A 23,046-nucleotide genomic window follows, 5' to 3' on the forward strand; every position below is an offset into this window, starting at 1 on the left:
GACTGATTTTATAGAGAAAAGAGGAAGGATATGAAAAACGATTTGACGACTGCGCAAGGAGCCAGTGTAGCGGATAACCAGAATTCTTTGACGGCGGGGCGCCGTGGACCAGTGTTGATCCAAGATGTCCATTTGCTAGAAAAACTGGCACATTTTAATCGTGAGCGGATTCCCGAACGAGTCGTTCATGCGAAAGGTGCGGGGGCTCATGGTGTCTTCCGAGTAACAAACGACGTAACGATGTACACGAAAGCGGCTTTTCTTTCAGCCATCGGTAAAGAAACGGACCTGTTTATTCGCTTTTCAACGGTTGCCGGAGAACTGGGGTCTGCGGATACATTGCGCGATCCTCGGGGGTTTGCGGTTAAATTTTACACGGAAGCGGGGAATTATGACCTCGTGGGCAATAATACCCCGATTTTCTTTATTCGTGATCCGTTGAAATTTCCTGATTTTATCCATACCCAAAAAAGAGACCCGCGAACGCACTTGAAAAATCCAGAAGCGGTGTGGGATTTTTGGTCCCATTCACCAGAATCTCTCCATCAAGTCAGCCTGTTGATGGGGGATCGCGGCTTACCGGCAACCTTTCGCCATATGCATGGGTATGGGAGTCATACATTTGCTTGGATCAACGCAGAGGGGGAACGCTTTTGGGTGAAATATCATTTTCGGACGGATCAAGGCATTATGAACATGAGTGCGGCGCTTGCAACAGAACTTGCGGGAAGCAATCCTGATTATCATATTGAAGATCTATACAAAGCGATCGAGGCAAAAGAGTATCCTTCTTGGACACTCTATGTTCAAATCATTCCCTTTGAAGAAGGCTGGTCAGCTGCTGTCAATCTTTTTGATGTGACCAAAACAGTCTCACAAAAAGACTATCCGCTGATTGAAGTGGGACGCATGACCTTGAATCGCAATCCAGAGAACTATTTCAACGAAGTCGAGCAAGTCACTTTTTCACCGGGCAATATCGTTCCAGGGATTGATTTTTCACCGGACAAACTATTGCAAGGTCGGCTGTTTGCTTATGGTGATGCGCATCGTTATCGAGTTGGCCCCAATAGCAGCCAGTTGCCGATCAATGCGCCGAAAGCGCCCGTCCACAATCACCAACAAGATGGCTTCATGAATACCAAAACGAATTCTTCAGGGATCAATTATGAACCGAACAGTTTTGATGGCGTCAAGGAAAACCCGCATGCCAAGGGCATCCACTATTCGTTAGAAGGAGAGATCGGTTCCTTTGAATACGACGAAGACTATTATAGCCAAGCAGGTGATTTTTATCGTTTGCTCTCAGAAGAAGAACGAACACGCTTGATTCAAACGATCGCGGGGAGTTTGGGACAGGTTCAAAATCAACAGATCAAAGAACGGCAGGTCATGCATTTTTACCGTGCGGACCCAGATTATGGCAGACGAATCGCTGAAGCAATCGATGTGAACATTTAAGAATGGAGGAAAAAGAATGTTACTGTTACATGTAGTTTTTGGCCTTTTATCTTTTGTCGGAGCAATGATGCTGGGGGTGGCCTTCAAAGGGCAGCTGCGAGAGCTTTCAAGGCTCCAGCAATGGGCAGTCGGTTTGAGTTATACGGGCACGCTGTTGACGGCGATTTTGGGGATCTTGTCTGCATCCTCTCATCCAATCATCGTGCTCGTGACCCTCGTAGGCGCATTGGCTTTTACGAAACGGACATTTTTGAGTGCCGATCAATCAAAAGAGCAATAATCGCAGATCGCAGCCACGTAGAAGGAAAAAGCGTGCGGCAATAAGTGAAAAAGTCCCTTGTAACGCTGCGTTCTCTAAATGGAGAACAGCCTTACAAGGGATGATTCGTAAGGGGCGACTGAAAGCTGAAAAAAAGCTTTTAAGAAGCGGCACTCAATGGTTGGTATCGTCATGTATTATCAAGTACAACTAATCGCAAAATCCTTGGATTGATCCGATTCAAGAGATGATTCCAATCGGCAGCATCAGGTATCGATTTTAATAAGACGCTTTCGACATCCAGCAAATACTCCGTCGCATATTCAGGGTAGTTAGTGATCAGCAAGTTGATATTTTTTTCCTTTAAGTACTCATGGGAAAGTTCGTTTGAATCAGGGTAGTACATTTCATGATAAAACCCTAGATATTTTCGGATAATGCTTTCGGCATGCTCGCAAACATATTCATTGCCTTCAAAAATAACAGCAATGATTCGCGGCTTACCCCAATTTTCTTCAATAATTGCTTCCATATGGAACGTGAGGCTTGTACAAAAATCATCCAAATGATCGAGAGAATAGAGATTTTTTACAAGCGGGTGGGAAAGGAGAAACTGGCGATTTTTCGCAAATTCTGCGGCAAACTTTTCTTGGACAAAGTCATTGAGGTCGTCAATATTGATATTCATCGTTGGCGATAACAATTCACGGAGTTTGACAACGATGAAAAAAGATTCTAGCCAAAGCAAGTCTTTTTGTTCATCCAAACTATGCCCGCGATTTTGTGCGTAAAAATCTGCAGTGATCTGTTTGATCTCTGGCCATTGGTTGTAATTGCGGCAAAACGCTTCGCTGGCTGCTAGGTCGGTGTTGATTTTGCGGCGACAAATGATACACGTCAAAAGGTAGACGGCTTCTTCTTGAGGGAATTCATAATGAAAATAACGCCGAATGATTGTTTTTAGCGCCTCATAATCAAACAGCAGATCATTTTTTTTGATCAGCTCCTTGAGTTGAGGGGAGGGGGCAGCAAGTAAACCACGTTTGCTGCGCTCCACGCTAATATAAAGGATATAAGCAAAATAAGAAAACGAAGAGCTCTGTAAGGCCTTCGTTTCCAAAAGATCAGTGATTTCCATCACCGCATCTTGGACATGGATCGAAGGGAATAGCGTGTGAACATTAATGTCAGACTCGTAGTAAAAAAGACAGAAAAATTTCCGAATATCGATCTCCGAACCTGCCAAAGAGACGGGGTCAGTTTTGATTTTTAAACCGAAAGGGGATAAAAAAGGCTGTATTTTTCGGAAATAGCTGATCAGCGCTTGTTCAGAAATATTAAGCGTTAAGCTCCAATCAAAGAGTGACTGCTGCTCATTATAAAAAGTACTTTCTAAAATTTGGAAAATCGGTTCATCTTTTACCAACTCTTGCTTTTGCTTTCGATACCTATCCTGATCGATTACTTCAAAAAGGTACCCGATTTTTGCTGTATGGATCGCAATCGTCCCGTTAAAGTGCTCTCGCAGGCTAGCGATGTCAGTAATCAACGTACGGGTACTGCTTTCGGTCACTTCAGCAAGTTCTCCCAATGTACGGGTGGGACTTTTCTCAAATTCATTTAACAATTGCAGCCAGCGAATCAACGTGCGGTTTCGCATGAATTTTAATTGAAATGTTTTCATGTCAGCCTCCAACAAAATAAGTTTAAATAATTATAGCATAATCATTTGCACAGAGAATGAAACCCTCAACTGATCGGCGTTTTTGGTCATAGTCCCTTGAAGACTCTGACTGCCAGCAGAAAACTTCTAAGAATATCAATTCTTCAGAGTAATTATAGCAAGGACCTGAGAAACCAATTGCCAAAAATCATACATAAAGGAGGAAAAAGGAATGGACCGTCGCATTGTTTTTTTAGCAAGTACCTATGTTGTATTGGGGATGGTGAAGATTCCGCTGGCTTTTCCTCATACAGGACATTCTTTTGAACCCCAAGTCAAGATAGTAAAAAACATGCCTGATGTTACTGATCGATCTGCCGATGCTGCTGCTTTGATTGCTGGAATGCTTCCTGGACATGAACATGGCTTTTCCGTAAAAAAAGCTAGACCATCCGCCGAAGCCTTACAGCCAATCATGCTAGAGGAGGTCTTTGGGAAGGAAGCGAGAACATCAGCTTTTCAAAAGGAGTCCCATCAGGTGATGCAAAGCAACTACCCGACGACGTATCATGGCCAGCTCAGCATGATGTTATCTGGAATCGCTCTTTATGGTCAGCGAAGGGAGGAGGCATCCATTTGTGTTTCCAACGTTTTTGAATAAAAAAGATCAGCGTAAGCTGAATGTATACAAAGAACTGGAGCATGCGCCCTTCATGACAAGATCAAGGGAGCAATTAATGGATCGTTTCGGCATGTCTCCATTTTTAGTAGGCAAAATAGTGGAAGAATTAGCTGCTGATTTCGTTCAGTTTGGCTTACAAAAAGAAGTAGCACTCAGCTGGGACGGGGAATCAATTGAACTGCACACGAATGGTCGATTTACTTCTGAGCTCCTCTTTTCTTATTACGCTGAGGAATCGATCAAATTTTCACTGTTTACGGCCATTTTTTGTGAACAGCTGCATTCCATCAACAGCTTTGCTTTGGACCACTTTTTAAGCCATACAACCGTCTACAATGAATTTAAGGAGCTGAAAAAAGCGCTGCAGGCATTTGCGATCGACATCAATAAAGAGTTTAAGTTAGTAGGGGATGAATGGCGCATCCGAGAAGTTGCTTTGCTTTTTTTTAGTATGAAGAAGCGCTTAGACCCATTATGGACCCCTCAGAATGCGAAAGAAATCAATCATTTTGCTCAGCTCTTTTTCGGGTCAGCTTTTTCTTGTAGCTATTCTTCCTATATGGATTTACGGTTGAAAATCTATTTAGGGATCGTGACTGTCCGTATTCGAAATCAGTCGTATTTGACGAAGCGATCACATGATGCTTTAGCAAAACGACCAGCAAACCAGAAATTCAAAGCGATACAAAGGTGGCTGCGCAGTGGAAAGACCATGGATGCAGAAATCGTCAGATCCGAGAGTCTGGGCTTACTAAGCTATTTGCTTGTGGAAGGTTGGCTTGAGGAGGAAGGGTTCATGCAAGACTCTTGCCCAGAGATTCTTCGCTTCAATCAGCTGTTTATGGATTTTTTGAGGCAACGACTGAAAGAGAACAGTCGCCAATACGAGGCTCGACTAAAAGAACAACTAATGAAGATCCACTATGAGTTGGTTCATTTTCCTTTGTACGTGAAATACAAATATACGATGACAGAGGTGACGTACTTCTTCGAAGCGTATCCTGAATATGTGGCATGGTGTCGAACATTTTTGGAAAAGAATAAAAAGGAGCAGGTACTATGGGAAGCAAAGGAATTTTTATTTTATCGCTATTTGCTCTTATTAGTAACTACGATTCCAATGAATGAAATTATTGAACCATTGTATGTCTGCGTCGACTTTTCATTCGGGGAAGCCTACAATCGCTTTATTAAAGAATCGATTTCCCGTATCGTCAATCTGAATATTTTATTCCAGCGTAGCCCTACGCCACAAACCGATTTGATACTTTCGGATATTGTTTTAGCAGAAAACAGCGGCATCGATCAAGTTTGTTGGTTAACACCGCCAAGGCCAGTAGATTGGGCGATTCTCACAGAAAAAATCCTCGACTTGCGAAAAATGAAGCACGAATAGAAAAGCTCCCAACGCTCGATGGAAGGTAAATGGAGCAAGAAGAGACAATTGAAACACTGTTGTTCAACGGGCAGCCGCCCATTTGAACAACAGTGTTTTTTTCTGATGACGCCAGAGGATCTTAGGCAACAGAAAAAAACTGCTGAAACCGAGGATCGACAATGCGTTGGATGCAAAACGTGATCTTTTACCAGTAGACCCATTCTCCAAAAGCTCGTTCTCTTTCGCTAGGGCGGGAGTCATTTGCTTGAGTCGAAAAAACGAAGCGTAGTATAATAAAAGAGAATTGATATTTATTTACTAATTGGATGGCAAGATGTTTTTTCAATAGAGGTTGTTAAGAGGAAAAAGAAAGAGAAAGGATTTCGCCTATGAAGCATTCGCAAAAAGGGGTAGCGCTTCTTTTGGTTTGCGGACAACTTTTAGCTGGTGTGCCCGTTTCAGCTGCGGTTGTTGCATCAGAAAGTACGACCGTTACCCAAACATCAGAAACAGCTGCACAAGCAAGTGACAGCAGCACAGCTGGGACGATCGAAGAAACCGCTCCAGCAGTGGAAGGACAAGTGCCCGATTCTGAGCAAGGATCGGTACCTGTAGAAAGTGTACCAGAAGGATCTGAGACAGCGCCGGAGGGGACAGAGCAAACCGAAGAACCAACCCCAGTTCCCCAACCGACCCCAGAGCCAGAACCAGAACCAGAGCCAGAGCCAGAGCTACCGAGTAAGCCAGAGCCTTCTCAGCCAGAAGAACCAACGCCAGCACCGAAACCAGAAAAACCAACACAGCCTGAAGCACCCAAACCTGAGACGCAGCCAGAGAAGCCCAAACCGTCAAAACCTGTAGAAACGAAACCGACACCAGAAGCAAACAGTGATGCAAGTCAAGAAACACCTGCGGCTGTGTCACCGATCATGCCACCAAGTACCCAAGCACCAAGCGCGCCAAGTCAATCCGATCCGACACCGCAGCAAGGCAGCGAAACGACCTTGACGGTCACACCAGTAAAAGAAGTGTGGGATTTTATCCAAGAAATTGGTGAAGATGCCCGAGAAATCGGCTTGAAAAATGATTTGTACGCTTCTGTCATGATTGCACAGGCTATTTTAGAGTCAGGCGGCGGGCAAAGCAGACTGAGTCAGGCGCCGTACTTTAATCTCTTTGGTATCAAAGGAACCTATCAAGGACAGGGTGTCGCTTTTCGGACACAAGAAGATGATGGTTCGGGAAATCACTATACGATCACGGCAACGTTCCGCCAATATACTGGCTACAAAGAGTCATTGATGGACTATGCTCGCTTGTTGAAAGAAGGGGTCGGGCAGCAGTCTGATTTTTATAAAGGCGTATGGAAATCAGAAGCGGCTTCTTATCAAGAGGCTGCCCGTTATTTGACTGGTCGGTATGCCACAGATACGACGTATAATCAAAAGCTGACAGCTTTGATCGAAGCCTATGCGTTGACCCGTTATGATCAGAAAAAACCTGATGTGACCGCAAGTGAGACGTATCTTTTTCCTGTTGAAAAAGCCGTTGTCACTTCTACTTTTGGCCCACGTTGGGGAAGCTTTCATCGGGGCGTTGACTTTGCCGCAGCGTTTGGGACCCCAATCCTGGCGAGTCAATCTGGAACGGTCATCCGTTCAGAGGTTCATCCTTCTTGGGGGAATTATGTAGCGATTCTCCATGAGGACGGGATGACGACGCTCTATGCCCACAATCAACAGAACCTTGTGAAGGTTGGTCAACAAGTGGAACAAGGAGAAACGATTGCCCTCATGGGTAGTACGGGCAATAGCACAGGCGCACACCTGCACTTTGAAGTCAGTGCATCGCCTAGCTTGAGCCAAGCGCAATTGGTCGATCCAATCGCTTTTTTAACAAAATAAGAATAGTCAAAAAAGAGAGTATCATGGATGCTTTCTTTTTTTTTGTCTTTTTCTAGTCATTGTTAGAATCGCCACTTTTTAAAATTTTTTTCACAAAAATAAAAAAAATATTTAAAAAAGGCGTAAGCGGATTCTTTATAATTTTTCACATAACAAGAACAGTTGCTAGGCCATGCTCTTTCAGATGGCTGGCAGTTGGGCTTGTTATCAACGAATTGAGAGAGGAGGATGAGCTATTGCTTCGAAAAAATTAAAGAAGAGCATTATTTTTAGTTTTTGCCTGACTGCACTACTGCATCCCTTACTGACTACGTCAACTCTCCAAGCCTATGAAGGCGAAACAGAAGTCTTAAGTGAGCAGATCGACCCGCAAGTAGCACAAACGGTGGATTCGGAAAGCTGGCTGCCTAGCAGTGAAACGGATGATACCGCCAGTGACGATCAGTCGGAGCAGGAATGGCAGCCAGAGACACAAGAAAGCAACCAAATCAATGATGCAAGCAATCAAGAAGCACCCGAAAATGAAGCGGATGAGTTTTCTCAGCTGCCGTCAGCACTAGAAAATGATGAGCCAGAGAAGGTAGAGACTACCGATTCACGGGAAGAACTAGAAGATTCGGAAGAACCCGAGCTTTTTTCCGAAAATGAAGCTGTTTTGTATCTTACTATTGAAAACCAGGAGCATCTTCGAGCCGTCTTATTAGGAGAAGTTTACACGTTAGTAAACGGCAGTAGTCAAAATTACGGCTCAATCAGTGATGATACCCATCTTGTATTGACGTTCTTCCAAAGTCTGCAATTGACTGAACCAATCAGCGGGATCGCCAGAAAAGTCATTACGTTTGCTGGTGGCAGCGAAGGAATCACCTTTTCCCAAGCAGCCCCGCAAAACAACATTGAAAATACGATGACCTTTCTTGATGCCCAACGACTGACATTTGAGAATTTGACCTTTTCAAATATCATGAGCGCCGGTGGACTTGTGCAAACGCAAGGATCGGTGAACCTGTGGTTTACGAACGTGAATTTTGTGAGCAGCAATGCGACTGGTCGATTCAGTAGCAATAATCAAGCGACGATCACCTTTACGGAAAATAATCGCTTAACGACGGGCACGACAGGGATCCCTGTGTTTTTTACCGCCAATCGAATCACGATCAATGATCATTTTCACGCAACGATTGCTGGTAGCGGATCGAATCCGCTTTTCGAAGCGAACCAAGTTGCTTTTGCAGAGGAAGCCAATTTTCGCTTAGAAAAGAGCAACAATGCCAACACCGGTGCAGTTATACGCTTAACAGGCAGCGGGCCTATGATGACGCTGGAACAAGCCAGTCACGTCTATGTCCGGCAAACAGGAATGTTTGTCACTGTAACGAACACCACCCAAGACAGCATCGTTCGGCTAGAAAATGGTGCGCACTTCGATGGTGGGTTAGGTCAAGGATTTTCGGGGAATACCACAGCAACGATTGGCGAGCTGCACTTAGCCAGCCACAGTAAACTGACCTTCAGTGAATTCGGCACGGTGGCTGCGTTTCCAGCAATCAATGTCGGTCGATTATTTAAAACTGAAGCAGCCTCATCAGAAGAGCAAGGAGTCATCATTGAGGGGAGTCGATCTGGAGGAACCACCGGGGCGTTTATTCATCTGCGAAGTGCCAATTCGATTGCTGAACTAGGCAGCTACACGAAAACGAGGATTCAACAGCAAGGACCTATGTTTACGGGGGTTGCCACCAGTACGATTACCATCGGCGATCATGCCGTAATCGATAATACCCATAGCTTTGGCTTCAATGGAAATACCAATATCAATGCGATCGATATTGGCAATCATGTGTCACTGAGCATTCAAGAACCGACCAATGCAGCGACTAGTTCGTACTACAATACCTTTTTTGCCAGAAGCCGCTTTACGGTTGGGGAGCACAGCAGCATTGTTGTACCTCGTAGAAGAACGATCAATACCTCAGCCCTTAATGCGGTGATCCGGTTAAACGTTACTGGCGGCAGGGTCGTCTTTGGCAAGCACAGTACGCTGGAAGCAAACCATCGTGGTGCCTTGATCCATGCACAGCTAGGCGAAGTGGTGTTTGAGGAAAACAGTCGGGTCGAAGCGGTCTTGAGCAGAGGGGTCACCAATGGGTTTGCAGTCAGAAACTTCACCATGAAACAAGGAGCGGAAATGGTGATTTCTGAACACACGGCCAATCAGCAAGCGGTGGCAAGATTCAATGTACAAAGCACGTTTTTGATGGAGCGAGGAGCCAAACTGACTTCAACCCGCAGTTCTACCGGAACTCAAGGAATGGTGCAGTTTGCTGCGGCAAATGCCCGTTTCGTGACAGAAGAAGAGGCGCAGATCCATTTAACACAAAGAGGTGCCTTGGTTGTGGGGAATACCTCTTCTGACGCCTTTATTGGGGCACGATCAGAACTAACACTCAATACGACGAGCGGCTTTACTGGCAACACCATGATGCGCCGTTTAGACGTCGGACCGGGCGCAAAGATCAATGTGACTGAACCAAGTACCAATGCGCTGAATCTGCAATATTTCACCTTTACGACAGAAATTTTGATTCGCGAAGAAGCGGAAGTGACTGTCACACGGACCAGCAATGTAAATGGTCCAGCCTTTCGCTTGACTGGATCAGGTTCACGTTTTACGACACTAGAGGGTAGTAAATTGTCGGTCAGCCAGTTAGGGATGGCGTTGCGTGGGGTAACAACGACCGATGTATCCCTTGGGAAGCGTTCCATCAATACGATCCAAACGGGTTGGGGCTTTACCGCTAATTATACGATTCGTTCGTTCGTCTTAGAAGATCAAGGAACGTATCGTTACACACAGCCAACCAGCGGTAGTACCGCGCCGGCGGTAGGGACCAATTACGCTTCTATTCGAGTCGCACAGCGTTTTGTCCTTGGAGAAGAGGCAGCGTTTCAAGCGACGAGAGCGAGAACAACCGCAGATTCACGATTTATTTTATTGAATTCAGCGAATTCCACGGTCTTTCTTGGCAAAAATTCTACATTTGACATCAGCCAATCAGGGGGCATCTTCCAAGTGCAGACTACCTCGACCTTGACTTTGGATGAGGGTGCCAAACTCAACGTATTGACGGAACGCGGATTGAATACAGCGAATGGTGGTGCTGGTGGTTTCAATCTAACCAATGCCTTTGGGACGATCAACGTTGGGAAAAACGCGGAGTTTATTGTCAGAGATGGCTATCAAAACCAACGAACAACGGCAGAATTTACGAATCGTCCGTTAGTAAATGTTGGTCGTACCTTTAACGTCGACGAAGATGCCACCGTGCTGATTGAAACGACGATCAATAAATCGCTATCAAGTGCGGTGCTGTTTTTCCGACAGGCAAATGCCCAGTTGAATCTATCAAACGTAAAATCCTTTGAATTAGCGCATCCAAGTGCAGTTTCTGGGGGGAGCAACGGCAACCTGCAACGGCTGATTCGTTCTCAAGCGAATTTCTTGGCAAATGGTCTGCGGATCAATGTGACGCATCAGAAGCTCACCCTATGGCAGGGAGCAAATCAGACAGCTACCTCGCCACCAACTGAAGAGTTCATTAATTTGTCTGGGGTGTTCCGCATCAACAGAAATAACGGCACGAATGCCAATGGGTTGCCAGCAGGCGTCTGGTCAGGAACAATGAATGCTGTTTCGCAGGCTTTTCTGATGACCGCTGAATCAGTCACGGGGTCAGTGACCTCCACTGGCAATCAGACACCGATCGAAACGGCGATCGCTCGCAACAATTTCAGTCGGTTACGCTTTTCTGAACCAGAAGGCTTAATGGCTCGGATCGATCCTTTAAGTGACCAATCGACGGAGATCACGGGGTTTATGTATGAGGAGGCTCAATCACGGATCACGTATGAGAATACTGAGGGGGAAACGGTGATCATCACCAATGAAACGGTCACTGAGAGTGGCGAGCGCATGATCCAATGGGGAGATTATCGTGACGAAAACCGAATCTATCGCTACTTTACGATCAAATTAGCAGAAAATGAACGATTAGAAACGGGTAGCAAGCTGAATGTCTTTCTTACCAAACCGGATCACGATTTTTACATTGATATCGATGTGGAGGTAACGGTCATCCAAGGGATAGAATACCAGGCATTCAACATCACCCTCGATCGTCAGACAATCAATCAACTGGCCACGGAAGAAGAATTGCACAAATTGATCATCAAAGAAAGTGACGCATCGGCGCGAGATGTATTAAGCAATGCAGATTTGACCGAGGAAATTCGTCTGGCTGAAACCAATTTAACTACAGATGTGACAGAAGATGGCACGTATTTTGCCGTATTAGAAGTCGGCAGCAAAACCTATGAGTTTACCGTAGGGATCGACGTTACAAGCAGCTTGGATCAATTATCCGTACGGATACCGACCCGCATGCTTTTCGAATCAATGTACGACAGTCAAGAAAGCAATCGTGACTTCACGAGCCCTGAATACGAAATCAGGAACAACTCGTATGTGGGGGTAGCTGTCAAAGTCAATCGACTAATCGTTGAAGATTCTGCTGGGATCGTCCTTCTAAAAGAGGGGGAAGATCCGTTAGATTATGCTGAACCAGATCCAGAATCGGAAGAAGAAGACCCAATCTTAACGGAAGAAGACATTTCGCAACCGTTGTTGGCATTGAATGTCATGACCGAACAAGCGACGGTTCGCCTATACGATCAGATGCCTGAAGCGGACTTGGTTTCTATGCCTGCCCGCAACCAATCCGCATTGACGCTAGGCGGCACATTTTATGGCAACTACCCTCTATGGATCGTTGATTCGGAATACGAGGAGGGCGGTTACTACGAGGACAATCTGCGCCCGCAATATCGCTTTGTCTTAAGATTCGTTCCTAAATAACACGAAGGAGTGGTTGTAATGACAGTGGAAAACCAAAAGAACAAAAAACTGTTTTTCCTTTTGTTGCTGCTCTCCTTTTTGGGTGGTATCGGCTTTTATTACTGGAATCAGCAACAAGTGAATGTTCCTGTGATCAGTGCCGATCTTTTACCAGAAATCGGCGATGCTTCCGATCGTGAAGTCGCTGAAAGAGCGCAAGAGGTAGCAGATGCGAATTATTTTACGCTGACAATCAATCCTTCTGCGGTTTTTGAAGCTGGCGATCGCGAAGGGTCCATTGAGATCATCAATCCGGCAACCAATGTTTATCCGATTGCAGTCGACATTCATTTAAATGAAACCGAGGAAATGATTTATTCTTCGGGTGCCATCTATCCAAATCAGCAAATTTTGACCGCTAAGCTTGCTCGTCCCTTAGAAAAAGGTGAATATGCAGCCACGGCGACGGTGAACATTTATGACCCCGAGACACATGAAAAGCAAGGGGTCACAGAAGCAGCAATGACGATAAAGATTCATAATTAATTGACAGGAAAAGGAGAAAACAGAATGAAAAAAATTAGCTCAATCGTATCAGCAAGTATTGCAGCACTGACTTTATTGGCTGGAGGTGTGACCGCAGCAGCGACGGCACAATCCATCAATGCAGAAACCAGTGGGGATGTCCAAATCAACGGGATCATCGGCAGCTTTGACAACACAACCCCTGGACCAAACCCAGGTGACCTTAATGAATGGATCAATGTAACGATTCCGACGACTGCTTTGTTCTATACGACGCAAGAATCAGGCCATCAAGAAATCGTTTCGCCTACGTATACGATCACTAATAATTCTGCAAAAGGAGTGATCGCTACAGTAGCGGATGTCATTGACCCAGTAACGATCGAACCAATCAATCAATTAGCAGTCAATGACATTGACTTGATTACCGAAGGAGTCGTAGATGTTGTGGAAACCGACCTGTTTGAATTAGGATCAAATCAAACCAACGCAAATGTGGGTGAGTTTGTTTTTTCTGGAACAGCGACACCTCAACAAGATGCAAAAGAGATCAATCCAAGCTTTAAATTGGTTCTAAACTTTGCCCCAGTAGTTGAGTAAAACAAACGAAAACGCGAGGAGGGAACTGTGTGAGACATGTTCAAGGGAAATACGTACTAATCGTCCTCCTGTTTGTTTTGTTTGTGACACCCAGCCAAAGCTATGCACAAACTGCGAGCGGGAATGCAGCCACTCGCTCTGTGCAAGTCCAAGGGCGTATCGGAGAAACTGACGACAAGCTGGATGAAGAACAGCTAGATTCGGATGCCGTTGGAGACGATGGGAGAACCAAAATCGTTGCAGATGTTTCGGCTATTAACAAAGGCTCATTACCGAAAACCGGCAGTGAGCAAGCAAAAATAGCCTCTATTGCAGGGGTATTCCTTTTAGGCATTAGTTTTTATTTGCTTAGCAACAGGCAGCTAAAAAAGAACTGAAATAAAGAGGACTATCCGAAATCAAAAAGAAGCAGTAGCTCGAACCAAACTGCTTCTTTTTTTTCGGTACAAACGAAGCGAAAGCGACAAGCGATAAGTGAAACGACAGAGGAGAAGAACATCAGGCACATTTAGACAAATAAAGAAAACATAGTCGATTTTTCACGCAGCAACTTTTTCACGCAGCAGCTTTTTCAAGCATGAAGCAAGACGCGCATCCGCCCTAGGTGGTCTCTGAGGAAAGCAAAAGCGAAATCCTTGCACTATTTTCAATAGCCGATAAAATAATTGTTATACAACAGTAGTCTGGAATCCACGCTTTTTTTCATCAGGCTATGAAAAAACCGATTTTTTATGTAGGATGAAAACCGATATAATGAGACTGCTTAGGCGCCTTTCATGCGTAATTTAGCCGCAAAAAAAGAAATTTTTTAGTAAGGAGCTTATGTTTGAAAAATTTTCAATTGAGTTTTGTCACAAGCAAATCGACCGTCCGATGGCTGCAAATTCTAAGTGAATTTGAAAAAAATGAAATTTGCAGTGCCAGTCAATTGGCTGAAGTAACAACTAGTACCACCAGGACGATTGGCAAAGACATCAGTCAGATCAACGAGTATTTCTGTGGGCTGATCCTGATCACTTCCACCAATCAAGGCTATTCGTTTGAACTATTTGATTATTCACAGTATGAAAAGAAAAAAGCCTCGCTTTTAGCGAATGAACCGCTCTTTATTTTATTGGAAAATATTTTTATTGGAGAGTTAAAGACGATCGATGAGTGGGCGGACTGCTTGTTTTTATCCAAGAGTACCTTATCGAAGTACTTGCAGCGCATTCATGAACAACTGGCACGTTTTGATCTCCAGCTAGCATTAGATCCTGTGAATATCGTTGGGGAAGAAGCAGATATCCGCAATTTCTTCTGTACCTTTTTTTATGAAACGGACAGCACCCCCCACACTGTATTTCCGCCAGCAGCGGTCCAGCAGGCAGTAACGGAAATCGGCAGGATGTTTGACAAAAATAGTTACCACACCGTTTCGTTTTCACAATACACGTATCTGCTCTATATTTCGCTTGAGCGATTTATGCAAGGTAAGACTGTGCAAATCAACGCCGAATTGTACCACGCCTTGCGACACAGTATTCAGCTGATGCATTTTCAACGAATCAATGGGGTCATTGAAAAGTACTTTCAATGTCGATTGACGAACGATGAACTTATCTTCTTATTTGTTAGTATTATCACAAAGAAAAAACTGCAAAATGTGATCGTCGAACAAAAGTTTTGTCTTTCGTATAATCATTGGACAGAGATCCGCACGTTGACCAACGATTTTTATCAGATGTTGAAGGTATCGTCGAAAAAGCCCAAAGAGGATCAGATTCTGATTGAATCCTTTTTTACCTCTGCTAAATTGAAGGAGTGCTTATCCACGTCTGCCAATCGCAATATCTATGATGTGAATGCGTTTATTAAGAAAACCTTTCCTAAGGAGTTTGCTGCTTACCGAGAGTTTTTAGAAAATAGTCGCGAGTACCACAACCTTTATTCTGAGGAGTATCTGACGGATTTTTGTGCAAACTTAGTGATTTATATCGAGTCTGTTCGAGAACGTCATTGGTTTCCCCGAAAAAATATCGCCTTTATCTTCGAAGGAAATAACAATATCGTTCAGTACATTGAAGGCTGGTCTAACCGCTATTTTAGCCGATCCCATCAAGTCTTTTATCCTGACTCAGGGGAAGTCAATGCTCAGTATTTGGAACAAAACACCATCGATCTGCTAGTGACGAACTATGCCGAGCATGCGACCGAATTTCGAGATATCGTTGAATGCATCGTCTTCAAAACGATTCCTTCTTCTTCTGACTGGAATCGATTGCTTGAACGGATCAATCCTAACGTCACCCGCCAATTTGCCTTAAAAGACCTCTTCTAGTTTCCCATTATGTTTTGACCTAAAGAGCTGCTAGAAAGGGCCTTTTACATGAAAAGAAAGCATTTTTCCTTCACCGCTTAAACAGTGAAAAGGAAAGATGCTTTCTTTTTTAATGGCTTGACTCTCCGCAGCTGTGCAGGAGTGTGGGGAGGGGAAGTGGGGAGTGCATCAGGTACGGATGCAAGCCTTTGGAACCAGCGGTTTTCAATTCAATCGATCGATGTGGGCGAACTCATTGGGCTTCACTTAAGTAAATCAAACTCCAAGGCGCCTTTTGGTTTAGCTGAAGACCGGTCAATTCTCGATAGAAACAGGTTTTGTCTTTGACCGTCAGCTGAATGATCTCTTCTTCCGCATACTCATTTAAAGAAGAAATTTTTAAAACATAAAGTTCTTTTAGTATTTGCAGCTGTGCGTCGATATCTAGTAGCAACGACATTTTTTCGAAAAAAGTACCCTCTTCTTGTTCATAGATCGCCAAAAATCGTTGGCGCAAAGAGAGATAAAAATTAAAGATTTTCGGATGGGTATAAGAACAGGGCGAGTGGATAAATTCTTCGTCAAAAAAGTTTAAATATTCTTCGGCTGATTTGATCGTTTTTAAGTTCATATCAATACTCCTTATAAGTGTTAGGAAAAAGCGACAATACGTGTCATTATCAAAAACAGTCACTGTTAAGCAATGTCTTACTGAGAAGGTCCGTTTGTTTTTTTAAAATGATTGGGGGAAGGACTTTCGCTACATTCAATGTACAGGATATTCCAAATTGGCTCAAACGCGTTTTTTCGTAACCATACGAAGATTTGTTTTTCGCTGGTATTAACGTCAAAAATGTTCAAATATTCTGATAATTGTTGTTATAAAAAGAATATTTCCGAAAAGGACCAAATTGCTGGCTTTCCATTCTTTGCCAGCAGGTTGTTTTTTCATTCGCTGAAATCATGGTCGCAGACAAAGCAGCATCAATTGACCGATAGGCTCATCCCCGTCATTTTTTCAAAGGTGTGATACTATAGAATTATCTAGAAAAACGATCCTTTGATTCAAGCTGCCAATGCCAAAACAGTGCCAAGACACGCAGTTGCAGTGAGACGCAACCGTCTGTTTTGACGAGAAGGTTTGGCTAAATAGGGTCGTTCATTAAAGCAAACGAGGAGCAATTCAATGAAAGAGAAAAAAACAGTTGTAGTGATCGGCGGCGGACTTGGTGGTCTATCAGCGGCGGTCTCATTAGCCCAAAATGGCTTTGATGTATCATTATATGAAAAAAATCAACACTTAGGCGGCAAGTTGAACCGACTGGAAACAAACGGCTTCGGCTTTGACTTAGGTCCTTCGATTTTGACGATGCCGCAGATTTTCGAAAAGTTATTTACTGGCAGCAATCGCGATATGGCAGATTATGTTGCGATTCGCCGATTGCCATTGGAATGGCGCTCCTTTTTTCCTGACGGCACCAAGATCGATCTCTATGGCGATCTTGCACGTATGGCAAAGGAAAACCCGCACTTGTCGGAAAAAGACATGGCCGAGTACCAAGACTTTTTGGACTATGCGCAAAAGATTTATGAAATCACAGAAAAAGGCTATTTTGAGAAAGGCTTAGATACCACGAAAGAAATCTTGAAGTATCATGGCGTGATCAAAGCGCTGAAAGGCTTTGATTATTTCTCTTCGATGCATGATGCCATTCAAAAACGTGTCAGCAATCCGCAGCTGCAAGACATGTTGAGCTATTTTATCAAGTATGTCGGCTCATCTCCTTATGACGCTCCAGCCGTCTTGAACATGATGATCTATATGCAGCATGCCCAAGGTGTCTGGTACGTGCCAGGCGGGATGCACCGTTTAGCCGAGGGCATCGTTCGCTTAGCAAAAGAGATCGGTGTGACCTTCCACACGGGACACAAAGTGGAAAAATTGATCGTTGAACAGGAACAGATCCGTGCCGCTCGTTTGGATGATGGCACGTTGATCGAAGCCGACTATTTTGTTTCCAACATGGAAGTGATCCCGGCCTATGAAGAGCTGTTAGAAGAAGCGCCGACCTTTACTCAAAAACTGGAAGAAAAATTTGAACCAGCAAGTTCTGGTTTTGTCTTGCACTTAGGGGTCAAAACCTCCTATCCGCAATTGGCGCATCACAACTTTTTCTTTTCAAATGCCTCAAAAGAAAACTTTGATCAAAATTTCCATCAGCACCAGCTGCCAGAAGATCCAACGATCTATTTGGTCAATGCCAACAAAACCGATCCTTCGCAAACAGTGGCAGGGCATGAGAACATCAAAATCTTGCCTCATATCCCATATTTGCAGGATAAGCCCTTTACGGAAGCGGAATACGATGCCTTTCGTGAACGGATCTTGATCAAGCTGGAAAACATGGGCTTAACGGATCTACGCAAGCACATCGTGTATGAAGACCGCTGGACACCCGAAGACATCCAAAAGAATTATTTGTCACATCGCGGTGCCATCTACGGCACGGTCTCTAACCGCAAGAAAAATCATGGCTTTAAACACCCGAAACACAGCGAACGCTACGACAATCTATACTTCGTTGGCGGTACGGTCAATCCAGGGGCCGGCATGCCGATGGTGACCCTCAGTGGCCAGCAAGTCAGTGAGATGATCACTAAAAGAGAACACTAAGACAAGAAAGGATGATGACTGTGTACCTGCTGCTCGCTGGTATTTGCGCTGCTTGGCTAGCAGGCTGGCTGATTTTTTTCCGCCTGCCGACGATACCCACCCGCAAGGAGACAGCCGCATCCAAAGACTTGACGGAGAGGGGAGAACTGTCGATCATCATCCCCGCCCGCAATGAAGCAGAAAATTTGCCGCAATTGTTGGCGTCCTTGCAGCAGCAAACCCTTCATCCTGTGGAGATTTTGGTGGTTGATGACGGATCGGAAGACGAGACGATCGCCTGTGCCAAGGGCTTCGGTGCGACGGTCTTGCAAACCACTGCTGATTCTGCTGGGAAAGCGGCGGCTTGTTGGTTAGGCGCCTCACAAGCGGTGGGCAAGTATCTATTATTTTTGGATGCCGATACCTTCTTTCTAGCAGAAGATGGCTTAGAGCGTCTTTTCGCTGTGTATGAGGAGCGATCGGGACAAGGACTGCTCTCGGTGCAGCCCTATCATCAAACGAAGCGCCTGTATGAACAACTGTCTGCCGTCTTTAATGTCGTCTTACCTGTCGGGTTGAACCGCTTTTCTATCGTAGGCGAAAAACTCTCAGCTGGCGGCGCCTTTGGTCCGTGTATTTTGTGCAGCAAAACTGGGTACCTTCAAGCCAATGGACATCAGGACATGCCACAAGGAATCTTAGATGATCTAGCATTAGCGAGACGCTTTAAGAAAAAACGCTTGCCGATCGCCTTGTATGGTGGAAAAGACTTGGTGGCCTTTCGGATGTATCCAACTGGTGTTCGTCAACTTGTTCAAGGCTGGACGAAGGACTTTGCCACTGCTTCGCAATCCACTCACCCTTTGATTATGGCGGGCGTCATCTTGTGGATCAGCGGCGGCATTGGGGTACTGGCGGCACCATTTCTGATGGAACCGCTTTGGCTAGGACTGCTTTTTTATGCTGCTTATTTTGGACAAACTCTATGCTTTGCCCGCCGTGTCGGCAATTTCAACCGAATCCTGTTGCTTTTTTTCCCATGTTACTTTCTTTTTTTCCTAGGCTTATTTGGTTGGTCGTGGATCCAAACCCATTTGTTGAAATCCGTGACCTGGAAAGGACGCAAAATCAATTTATAGGAGGCGATGCACATGCCGCTGATCACCTTATCTCCACTGCTCTTGCTCATTACAGACAGCTTGGCTTGGCTGCTGTTTCATCTAGGCATCTCCTTTGGCTTGCGCAAAGTCAGTGATGCCTTTTTTGAACGTCATGCCAACTGGTTCCGTTCTTTTGCCTTTGAAAAAGGCGGTAGGATCTGGGCGGAGGTGTTTCGTATTCGTCAGTGGAAAGACAAATTGCCCGACGGCACTGTGATTGCCAAAAAAGGCTTTGACAAATCCCGCTTGGCTCAACAGCAAAAGGACTATCTGGAAAAATTCGTCATCGAGACACGCCGAGCAGAGCTGACCCATTGGCTGCTGATGGTTCCAGCACCGTTCTTTTTCCTCTGGAATCCTGCGTGGGCGGGCTGGGTGATGATCGTCTATGCGTTATTGGCTAATTGCCCATTCATCATGATCCAACGCTACAATCGCCCCCGTTTGGAGCGAGTCTTGCGGAAAAAAAGTGCCCTGCAAGTCAAGCAGAAGGCGACGGTCTAGGTTCCTGTAGGTGCCGCTTTAAGATTCGCTGAAAAATAGGCAAACTGGAAGTCAAAAGGATCGGAGGGCAACTGCCTTCGATCTTTTTTAAAAAATTGGTGTTAATTTTTATGGGATGTGCCAAGTCCATTTTTTGTACACTAAGGTCATTCAGAGGAAAGGGTGATCGTATGTCATCAGAAGGATGTGGGCAAATTTTCGAACTGCCATTGCAGACTGCTGCATTGGTTGATTGTGTGTTTGGACAGGCACGAAGTATTTTTGTAAGTGTAGAAAAGAGGGAGGGATGCGCAAGATGATTGAAGATAGCCGACAACGGGACCACTATTACGACATGCTGATTGAAAAAAATTCCCAATATGAAGGGATTTTTTACGTTGGGGTAAAAACCACCGGCGTCTTTTGCCGTCCCACCTGCCCAGCGAAAAAACCGCTCAAAAAAAATTGCGAGTTTTTTCAGACGGCACAAGAAGCGCTGCTGGCGGCGTATCGTCCCTGCAAACGATGTCGCCCGCTCAGCTCGCCTAGCCACTTATCCCCTGACGTGAAAAGCCTGGTGGAAGCCGTGGAGAGTAACCCAGAGAAAAAGTGGACCGACAAAGATTTTGAAGCACTAGCGATCCATCCCAATACCGCACGCCGACAATTCAAAAAATATTTTGGCATGACCTTTATCGAATACTCCCGTGCACGCCGCTTAGGATTAGCGTTTAAGCAGATTCGTGAAGGAGAACCGCTGATCCAAGCGCAATTAGAAGCCGGTTTCGATTCTGGCAACGGCTTTCGAGATGCGTTTTCTCGGATTATGGGGGAGTTGCCTTCCAACAGCCGCGAAAAAACGATTCTTTCTTCTGCTTGGCTTGAGACCAAGCTGGGATCGATGTTGGCGATCAGCGACCAGCAGCAGCTTTACTTGTTAGAATTCGTGGATCGCAGAGGGCTAGAAACGGAGATTGCTGTTTTGAGAAGCCGCTTGAATGCAGTGATTATTCCCCAGCAAACGGCAATCATTCAGCAACTCAAACAAGAACTGACGGAATATTTTGCAGGGAATCGAACTGCCTTCACGGTACCCATCGCATTGATCGGCTCTGATTTTCAAAAAGCCGTCTGGCAGCAGCTGTTGGCGATGAAGATTGGAGAAACATACTCCTACAAACAATTGGCACAGCGAATCGGCAATGAAAAAGCTACCCGAGCTGTTGCCAATGCCAACGGAAAAAACCAATTGGCGTTGATCGTTCCATGCCACCGTGTTATCAATAGCGATGGCAGCATCGGCGGCTATGGTGGCGGGATCGAACGCAAAAAGTGGCTGCTGGCTTTGGAAAAGCAGGTGCAGCCGACCACAATGATCTAAAAAGGACAAGTATGCGTCGGAATCAGCGCTTCATTGATCGGTACATGGAATGGATCGAATCCTTTTCATTAAAATATATATTTAGCGGAACTTATGGAACCTTTCATAAGTTCCGCTTTTTTTTCTTAGATTTGGCGGGTTCATAGAGAAAAGGCGGGACCGTCGTTAGTGTCTAAGTGTTCTTTATCTCTACAAAAATAAGCATTGAATGATTTTCTTAAATAACCAAAGCATATCCTTTTACAACTTACAAAAAGTAAGTTATGATTATCTCGAATTCGAAATAAAGAGGTGAGGAAAATGGCGCATCAAGAAGAAGCGCTCAAAGCGTACATCGGTTTGCTGCGTACGGCGAGTCGTTTGGAACAAGTGGCAAAAAAAGATGTTCGTTGTTATGGCTTAAATATCACAGAGTTTTCCGTACTGGAATTGCTTTACCATAAAGGCACCCATACGACGCAAGCCATCAAGGAAAAAATCTTGATCGCCAGCAGCTCCACAACCTACGTGGTCGATCAATTAGTCAAAAAAGGCTGCGTGCAACGGGAACCTAGCCAAGAAGATCAACGGGTAACATACGTCAGTATTACGGAAGCAGGCAGGGCATTGATGGAGAAAATTTTCCCCAGTCATGCACAAAAGATTGCGGCGAGTTTTTCCGAACTCAGCAGTGAAGAATTGCAACAACTAAAAACAATTTTACGAAAAATAACTTACGATCAGAAATGAGGAAAAGAAAATGAGAAAACAAGACCAATTATTAGGGGTACACCATGTGACGGCTATGACAAGTGATGTGGAACGGAATTACCATTTCTTTACAGATGTGTTAGGGATGCGTTTAGTGAAAAAAACCGTCAATCAAGATGACATTTATACGTATCATACTTACTTTGCGGATGATTTAGGGACACCGGGAACGACCATGACGTTCTTTGATTTTCCCAATACCGCTCGTGGTAGCAAAGGAACCAATTCGATCACCCGCACCAGTTTCCGAGTACCCAGTGATGCAGCCCTTGATTATTATGCCGCACGCTTTGATGAATTTGAGTTAAAACACGAGGCAATCACCACCGAATTTGGGAAAAAAGTGTTGCGCTTTTGGGATTTTGATACGCAAGCCTATCAACTGATCTCTGATGAACACAATACTGGCGTGAAAGCTGGTACTCCTTGGAAAAAAGGACCCGTTCCTACTGAGTTTGCGATTTATGGCTTAGGTCCTGTTGAAATGTCTGTTTCTTATTTGGCAGATTTCAAAGGGCTGCTGGAATCCGTCTTTGATTTCAAAACCATTGATCAAGTAGACAATCGCTATTTGCTAGAAGTCGGTGAAGGCGGCAATGGCGCCCAAATCGTTTTAGTGGAAGATACCACGAGCCCGCAAGCACAACAAGGGGACGGCGAAGTGCATCATGTGGCTTTTCGTTTAGCCCACCACGACTCGTTAGCAGTCTGGCAAGAAGTCTTTGATAACTTGGGATTGGCCAACTCTGGCTATGTCGATCGCTACTATTTTGAGTCGTTGTATGTGCGCATCGGCCATATTCTTTTTGAACTAGCGACAGATGAACCAGGGTTTATGGGGGATGAGCCGTATGAAACATTGGGTGAATCCTTATCATTGGCACCATTTTTAGAAAATCGCCGTGAATACATCGAAGGAGTCATCAAACCCTTCAATACAAAACGCGCCTAAGG

18 protein-coding genes are annotated in these 23,046 nt (G+C 44.8%); 16 read left to right on the forward strand and 2 right to left on the reverse strand.

Annotated elements, in window-relative coordinates:
• Positions 1-30 precede the first annotated feature (30 nt).
• Together IGI72_RS00905 and IGI72_RS00910 are read left to right on the forward strand one after the other, a co-directional pair.
• The gene (locus tag IGI72_RS00905; protein ID WP_325844818.1) at positions 31-1,461 is read left to right on the forward strand and encodes a catalase; all 1,431 of its coding nucleotides are present in this window, start codon (positions 31-33) and stop codon (positions 1,459-1,461) included.
• Between the two features lie 16 nt (positions 1,462-1,477).
• Positions 1,478-1,741, forward strand: coding sequence for a hypothetical protein (locus tag IGI72_RS00910; protein ID WP_194193598.1), 264 nt, complete (start codon positions 1,478-1,480; stop codon positions 1,739-1,741).
• A 169-nt stretch (positions 1,742-1,910) separates the two neighbouring features.
• Here the strand turns inward: IGI72_RS00910 and IGI72_RS00915 are convergent, their stop codons facing one another.
• The gene (locus IGI72_RS00915) at positions 1,911-3,404 is read right to left on the reverse strand and encodes a helix-turn-helix domain-containing protein (RefSeq protein WP_325844816.1); all 1,494 of its coding nucleotides are present in this window, start codon (positions 3,402-3,404) and stop codon (positions 1,911-1,913) included.
• A gap of 211 nt (positions 3,405-3,615) precedes the next feature.
• Here IGI72_RS00915 and IGI72_RS00920 point away from each other — a divergent pair, with 211 nt between their 5' ends.
• From IGI72_RS00920 to IGI72_RS00955, 8 genes are all read left to right on the forward strand, one after another.
• On the forward strand, positions 3,616-4,044 hold the full coding sequence (locus IGI72_RS00920) for a hypothetical protein (RefSeq protein ID WP_428206969.1): 429 nt from the start codon (positions 3,616-3,618) through the stop codon (positions 4,042-4,044).
• A gap of 52 nt (positions 4,045-4,096) precedes the next feature.
• Positions 4,097-5,461, forward strand: coding sequence for a helix-turn-helix domain-containing protein (locus IGI72_RS00925; RefSeq protein WP_438752709.1), 1,365 nt, complete (start codon positions 4,097-4,099; stop codon positions 5,459-5,461).
• 371 nt (positions 5,462-5,832) lie between these two features.
• A complete protein-coding gene (locus tag IGI72_RS00930; protein WP_438752711.1) occupies positions 5,833-7,347 on the forward strand; it encodes a peptidoglycan DD-metalloendopeptidase family protein in 1,515 nt (504 codons plus the stop codon).
• Between the two features lie 385 nt (positions 7,348-7,732).
• Complete coding sequence (locus IGI72_RS00935) at positions 7,733-12,262, forward strand: hypothetical protein (RefSeq protein ID WP_438752713.1); 4,530 nt, start codon at positions 7,733-7,735, stop codon at positions 12,260-12,262.
• Positions 12,263-12,280: 18 nt separating this feature from the next.
• Positions 12,281-12,787, forward strand: coding sequence for a hypothetical protein (locus tag IGI72_RS00940; RefSeq protein WP_428206961.1), 507 nt, complete (start codon positions 12,281-12,283; stop codon positions 12,785-12,787).
• A 24-nt stretch (positions 12,788-12,811) separates the two neighbouring features.
• Entirely contained in the window at positions 12,812-13,366 is a 555-nt protein-coding gene (locus tag IGI72_RS00945; protein ID WP_438752715.1) for a hypothetical protein, read from the forward strand.
• A gap of 29 nt (positions 13,367-13,395) precedes the next feature.
• A complete protein-coding gene (locus IGI72_RS00950; RefSeq protein ID WP_428206960.1) occupies positions 13,396-13,743 on the forward strand; it encodes an LPXTG cell wall anchor domain-containing protein in 348 nt (115 codons plus the stop codon).
• A 449-nt stretch (positions 13,744-14,192) separates the two neighbouring features.
• Positions 14,193-15,686 carry a helix-turn-helix domain-containing protein gene (locus IGI72_RS00955; protein WP_074934281.1) on the forward strand — a complete coding sequence of 498 codons (1,494 nt, stop codon included), beginning with the start codon at positions 14,193-14,195 and terminating at the stop codon, positions 15,684-15,686.
• Positions 15,687-15,918: 232 nt separating this feature from the next.
• Here the strand turns inward: IGI72_RS00955 and IGI72_RS00960 are convergent, their stop codons facing one another.
• Entirely contained in the window at positions 15,919-16,296 is a 378-nt protein-coding gene (locus tag IGI72_RS00960; protein ID WP_016609099.1) for a DUF7006 family protein, read from the reverse strand.
• 555 nt (positions 16,297-16,851) lie between these two features.
• Here IGI72_RS00960 and IGI72_RS00965 point away from each other — a divergent pair.
• The 6 genes from IGI72_RS00965 (at position 16,852) to IGI72_RS00990 (ending at position 23,044) form a co-directional block, all read left to right on the forward strand.
• Positions 16,852-18,339, forward strand: coding sequence for a phytoene desaturase family protein (locus IGI72_RS00965; protein ID WP_016609100.1), 1,488 nt, complete (start codon positions 16,852-16,854; stop codon positions 18,337-18,339).
• 11 nt (positions 18,340-18,350) lie between these two features.
• On the forward strand, positions 18,351-19,457 hold the full coding sequence (locus IGI72_RS00970; RefSeq protein WP_438752719.1) for a glycosyltransferase family 2 protein: 1,107 nt from the start codon (positions 18,351-18,353) through the stop codon (positions 19,455-19,457).
• A gap of 12 nt (positions 19,458-19,469) precedes the next feature.
• Positions 19,470-19,982, forward strand: coding sequence for a hypothetical protein (locus IGI72_RS00975; RefSeq protein ID WP_008376475.1), 513 nt, complete (start codon positions 19,470-19,472; stop codon positions 19,980-19,982).
• A 295-nt stretch (positions 19,983-20,277) separates the two neighbouring features.
• Positions 20,278-21,342 carry a bifunctional transcriptional activator/DNA repair enzyme AdaA gene (locus tag IGI72_RS00980; RefSeq protein WP_074934350.1) on the forward strand — a complete coding sequence of 355 codons (1,065 nt, stop codon included), beginning with the start codon at positions 20,278-20,280 and terminating at the stop codon, positions 21,340-21,342.
• A gap of 300 nt (positions 21,343-21,642) precedes the next feature.
• On the forward strand, positions 21,643-22,071 hold the full coding sequence (locus tag IGI72_RS00985; RefSeq protein WP_010748593.1) for a MarR family winged helix-turn-helix transcriptional regulator: 429 nt from the start codon (positions 21,643-21,645) through the stop codon (positions 22,069-22,071).
• A 10-nt stretch (positions 22,072-22,081) separates the two neighbouring features.
• Positions 22,082-23,044, forward strand: coding sequence for a ring-cleaving dioxygenase (locus IGI72_RS00990; protein ID WP_438752721.1), 963 nt, complete (start codon positions 22,082-22,084; stop codon positions 23,042-23,044).
• Positions 23,045-23,046 lie beyond the last annotated feature (2 nt).

This window comes from Enterococcus sp. DIV1059_2 (genome assembly GCF_051713685.1).
In the GTDB taxonomy this organism is placed as follows: Bacteria; Bacillota; Bacilli; order Lactobacillales; family Enterococcaceae; genus Enterococcus_D; species Enterococcus_D casseliflavus.